Annotated in this window: 6 protein-coding genes; 3 read left to right on the top strand and 3 right to left on the bottom strand. The window is 67.0% G+C overall.

Annotated features, from left to right (window positions below; translation table 11 throughout):
• Positions 1-140: 140 nt before the first annotated feature.
• Entirely contained in the window at positions 141-599 is a 459-nt protein-coding gene (locus tag A9X05_RS03105; RefSeq protein ID WP_067756574.1) for a universal stress protein, read from the top strand.
• Between the two features lie 21 nt (positions 600-620).
• Here the strand turns inward: A9X05_RS03105 and A9X05_RS03100 are convergent, their stop codons facing one another.
• Positions 621-1,541 carry an SDR family NAD(P)-dependent oxidoreductase gene (locus A9X05_RS03100; protein WP_067756633.1) on the bottom strand — a complete coding sequence of 307 codons (921 nt, stop codon included), beginning with the start codon at positions 1,539-1,541 and terminating at the stop codon, positions 621-623.
• Positions 1,542-1,644: 103 nt separating this feature from the next.
• Here A9X05_RS03100 and A9X05_RS03095 point away from each other — a divergent pair, with 103 nt between their 5' ends.
• Positions 1,645-2,217 carry a TetR/AcrR family transcriptional regulator gene (locus A9X05_RS03095; RefSeq protein WP_067756571.1) on the top strand — a complete coding sequence of 191 codons (573 nt, stop codon included), beginning with the start codon at positions 1,645-1,647 and terminating at the stop codon, positions 2,215-2,217.
• A gap of 1 nt (position 2,218) precedes the next feature.
• Here A9X05_RS03095 and A9X05_RS03090 read toward each other — a convergent pair whose 3' ends face one another.
• Entirely contained in the window at positions 2,219-2,755 is a 537-nt protein-coding gene (locus tag A9X05_RS03090) for a TetR/AcrR family transcriptional regulator (protein ID WP_067756561.1), read from the bottom strand.
• Positions 2,742-3,185 carry an SRPBCC family protein gene (locus A9X05_RS03085; RefSeq protein ID WP_067756558.1) on the bottom strand — a complete coding sequence of 148 codons (444 nt, stop codon included), beginning with the start codon at positions 3,183-3,185 and terminating at the stop codon, positions 2,742-2,744. Before A9X05_RS03085 ends, A9X05_RS03090 begins: the two co-directional genes overlap by 14 nt.
• A gap of 213 nt (positions 3,186-3,398) precedes the next feature.
• On the opposite strand from A9X05_RS03085, the gene A9X05_RS03080 reads away from it, so the two are divergent.
• Positions 3,399-3,998: ribonucleotide-diphosphate reductase subunit beta (locus tag A9X05_RS03080; protein WP_197498893.1), on the top strand; the 600-nt coding region annotated here is incomplete at its 3' end.

The raw sequence follows: 3,998 nt of genomic DNA, 5'->3' as shown, positions 1-3,998 counted from the left end.
GCTCGGTCAAGCCCGAGGAGTACGAGTTCTTCGGCAACGGGTCGGGCGCCAAGCGCGTCGCGGCGGCCGCACAGGGCTGAGCCGCGGTGGTCGCGCGACGACTGCCGGGGAGCGCGTCCAGGGCCTACACTCAGTGAGGAATGTGCGCTTATCAGATCGTTGTGGTCGGCACCGATGGCTCGGAGTCGTCGCTCCGTGCGGTGGAGCGCGCCGCCGCGACGGCCGCGGATCACGGCGCGACATTGATCGTCGCGACGGCGCATCTCCCGGTTCCCGAGGAACGCGGCCGCTACGCCATCCCGCCGGGGAGTGACCACGGTCAGGACTACCGGACGCTGGGACACGCCCCGTTCTACGCGATTTTGCAGAACGCCAGGGAGCGGGCGCACCAGGCCGGGGCCAAGAACGTGGAGGAGAGGGCCATCGTCGGTCCCCCCATCAACGCGCTGGTGCAGCTCGCCGAGGAGGTCGATGCCGACCTGCTGGTTGTCGGCAACGTCGGCCTCAGCAGCGTCGCGGGGCGGCTACTGGGATCGGTCCCGTCAGAAGTCTCCCGCAGGGCCAAGACCGACGTCCTGATCGTCCACACCTCCGGCTGATCGGCGAACCCGTCCGACCGGCTAGGCGCCGGCCGAGGTGGTTGCGGCGCTGCGCCGTTCGCTTGACTCCGACCCCTTCGCGAATGAGCGAAGGCTAAGGCGCACGATGCGATCCAGCACCCGGTCGGACACGACACGGCTGACCCGCGTGAGGATCGCGGCGTCGCGCCCGATGGTGTAGCGGGTCCGGGGGCGAGACGCGGTCGCCGCCTTCACGATCACCTCGGCGGCGTGTTCGGCCGGGACGCCGTCCTCGCCGAACGATCGGGCTTGGGCGGTGACGGCCGCTGCGAGCGCGTCGTAGCGTGCGAGCTGGGCAGGGGACATGTCGGCCATCAGGGCCTCCGCGGTGGCGATTCCCCGCTCGGCCATTTCGGTCTTGACCGCGCCGGGTTCGACGACGACGACCTTGACCCCGAGACCTCCGACCTCGCGGCGCAGGGCGTCGCTGACCGCCTCGAGCGCGAACTTCGAACCGGCGTATGCGCCGTACGTCGGCAAGACGACCTTCCCGCCGACGGAACTTATGTTCACGACGGTGCCCTTGCCGTCCAACAGGGCCGGCAGCAGCGCCTGAGTCATCGCGATGTGTCCGAACAGGTTGACCTCGAACTGCTTGCGCCACTGCGCAATCGGCAGCGTCTCGACCGGCGCGTTGATCGCGATCCCGGCGTTGTTGACCAGCGCGCGAAGGGGGCGGCGCAGTGGATCATTCGCGACACGATCGGCCATCGCGACGACGTCCGACTCGACGGTGATGTCCAAGATGTGCGGTTCGATGCGCTCGGCCCGCAGCGCGTCCGCGTCGACGTCGCGACGCACACCGGCGAGCACATGAAAACCATTGCGGGCCAACAATCTCGCGGTAGCGGCACCCATGCCGGTGGATGCGCCGGTCACGACGATCAGCTGATTGCGGTCGGTGGAATGCGGGGAAGTCATCACGGTCTCCATTCGGCATCCGAGCCTTTGAGTTGACACTGTCAACTGAACCTAACTGGTTCAGTTGACAGTGTCAACTGAAGTCTCCGCTTATGCTCGGCGGATGGCGACACGAGCGGAGACGGCTGCGGCAACGCGCCGCTCGCTGCTCGAGGCGGCCGGCGCGCTTCTCGACCTCGGCGGCGTCGAGGCCGTCACGTTGCGCGAGGTAGGCGCCCGGGCCGGGGTTTCCCGCTCGGCGGCGTATCGCCACTTCGCCGACAAGGAATCGCTGCTTGCGGTCCTGGCCACTGACGCCCTGAGCGAATTGGGTGACTTGCTACAGGCATTGGTCGATAGCGACGATCCGCCCGAGGAGTCCCTGCGCTCGGGTCTGCTCGCGCTGATCGAGTTGGGCCGCGCGCGACCGCATCTGTACCGGCTGATGTTCACCCCGCCGCCGGGAGATCCGACGGAGGCGATGCGGGTGGCCGAACGCGCGCAGGATCTGTTTCTCGACATCATTGGCCGGATCACGGGTCCTGAGCACGCCCGGCGTTATGGGGCGTTGCTCTTGACCAGTGCCCACGGGATCACGGGATTGGATTTGAGCGGTCACATGGACTTGGACAAGTGGCACACCAACGCCGAAGAGCTTGTGGACACACTCATCTCGGTGCTGCCGAAAGCCGAGTAGCTCAGCGGCGCAGCAGGCTGGCGAAAGCTTGCGCGGCGGCGTCGACGCCGGCGTCGTCGTCGGTGGCGGCGAGATCGAGCAGCAGGCCGCGGATCACGGCGAGCCCGAGCCGGGCCAGCGCGGGGTCCGAATCGCCGTCCAGCGCCCCGATTTCCGTGAGCCACCCGTCGACCGCGCCGGGAACCATTCGGTCGAATGGTCTTTCGCCCTGGGCGGCGCGGGCATAGCACTCGAAGAAGAGGCGTTCGGCTTGGCGAAGCTCGGGTCGGCGGACGTCGGCCCACATGGCGGCGAAGCCCTCGGCCGGTGTCCGGGGTAGGTCGGCCAGGGCGCCCATCTGGCGGCGCTCCACTTCCTCGACGACAGCCAACAGCATGTCCTCGCGAGACCCGAAGTGGTGCAGCAGCATTCGATGGCTGGTGCCCACCGCGGCGGCTACGTCCCGCAACGATCGGTCGCCCACGCCGCCCGCCGCGAACTCGGTGACGAGTGCGTCGAGCAGCTGCCGGCGCCGTTCGGAATCTTCAGTGCGCGCCATCGGCGCGGCTGAGTTGCTCAGACCGGGCCTTGAGTCCTTGCGCCTCCAATTTGAGGAATCGCTTGGTCTTGGTGGTCATCAGCCGTCCGACCAGTGCGCCGAGCACACCGCGCTGATCCAGTTGCTGACGTACCAGGGTGCGGCCGCCGGGCAGCGCGGTGACGTCGTGCCGGGCGCTCACCAGCACACCGGGGGAGCGCTGGACCCACGTCCACGATGAGCCCGGGTGGATCTCGGTGACCTTCCAGATCAGCTTCGCCATGCCGGGCTGCTTGATCGCGAAGCGTCTGCCGACTGCGAGCGCGGGCCCGTCCCGGCCGACCAGCGACGTCACGGAGGCGGTCCATTCGGGCCAGCGCTGGACGTCGCTGAAGACATCCCACACCCGCTGCGGTGGCGCGTCGATCTCAATGCTGTCTTCGGTAAGCATGTACCAAATGGTACATCGAGACCGGCCGCTTGGGTAGCGTCTCCTCGCATGGCCCGGCAATCGCGCAATACTTGAGGAAGTGACATCGAACGCGGCGCCCGGGCACGACACGCAAAACACAACTTCTTGTGTTCCGCCCCGTTGTCGTACCCCAGGGGTAGTGTTTGGAGCCTGACGTCCCTCAGGCAAAACGGCGTGTGAAGTGGGGTTCTGGTGACCGAAAACATGAAGCTGATTGACCGCGTTTCGGCGATCAACTGGAACCGGCTGCAGGACGAGAAGGACGCCGAGGTCTGGGACCGGCTGACCGGAAACTTCTGGTTGCCGGAGAAGGTGCCGGTGTCCAACGACCTGCCGTCGTGGGCGACGCTGACGGCCGGCGAGAAGCAACTGACCATGCGGGTGTTCACCGGGTTGACGCTGCTGGACACCATCCAGGGCACGGTCGGGGCGGTCAGCCTCATCCCCGACGCGCTGACCCCGCACGAGGAGGCCGTCTACACCAACATCGCCTTCATGGAGTCGGTGCACGCCCGCAGCTACAGCAACATCTTTTCCACGCTGTGCTCGACCGCCGAGATCGATGACGCGTTCCGCTGGTCGGAGGAGAACCCCAACCTGCAGCGCAAGGCCGAGATCGTCATGCAGTACTACAAGGGCGACGAGCCGCTCAAGCGCAAGGTGGCCTCGACGCTGCTCGAAAGCTTCCTGTTCTACTCCGGCTTCTACCTGCCGATGTACTGGTCGAGCCGGGCCAAGCTGACCAACACCGCCGACATGATCCGGCTGATCATCCGCGACGAGGCCGTGCAC

This window comes from Mycobacterium sp. E3298 (assembly GCF_001666895.1).
Taxonomy (GTDB): Bacteria; Actinomycetota; Actinomycetes; order Mycobacteriales; family Mycobacteriaceae; genus Mycobacterium.
Note: the sequence above shows the minus strand (reverse complement) of the source record. Positions and strands in the feature narration are given on the sequence as shown.

What these genes read in the sequence shown, in the direction of transcription:
- A9X05_RS03105 (WP_067756574.1), top strand. Translation starts at nt 141, where the DNA reads ATGTGCGCTTATCAGATCGTTGTGGTCGGCACCGATGGCTCGGAGTCG.
- A9X05_RS03095 (WP_067756571.1), top strand. Translation starts at nt 1,645, where the DNA reads ATGGCGACACGAGCGGAGACGGCTGCGGCAACGCGCCGCTCGCTGCTC.
- A9X05_RS03085 (WP_067756558.1), bottom strand. Translation starts at nt 3,185, where the DNA reads ATGCTTACCGAAGACAGCATTGAGATCGACGCGCCACCGCAGCGGGTG.
- A9X05_RS03090 (WP_067756561.1), bottom strand. Translation starts at nt 2,755, where the DNA reads ATGGCGCGCACTGAAGATTCCGAACGGCGCCGGCAGCTGCTCGACGCA.
- A9X05_RS03100 (WP_067756633.1), bottom strand. Translation starts at nt 1,541, where the DNA reads ATGACTTCCCCGCATTCCACCGACCGCAATCAGCTGATCGTCGTGACC.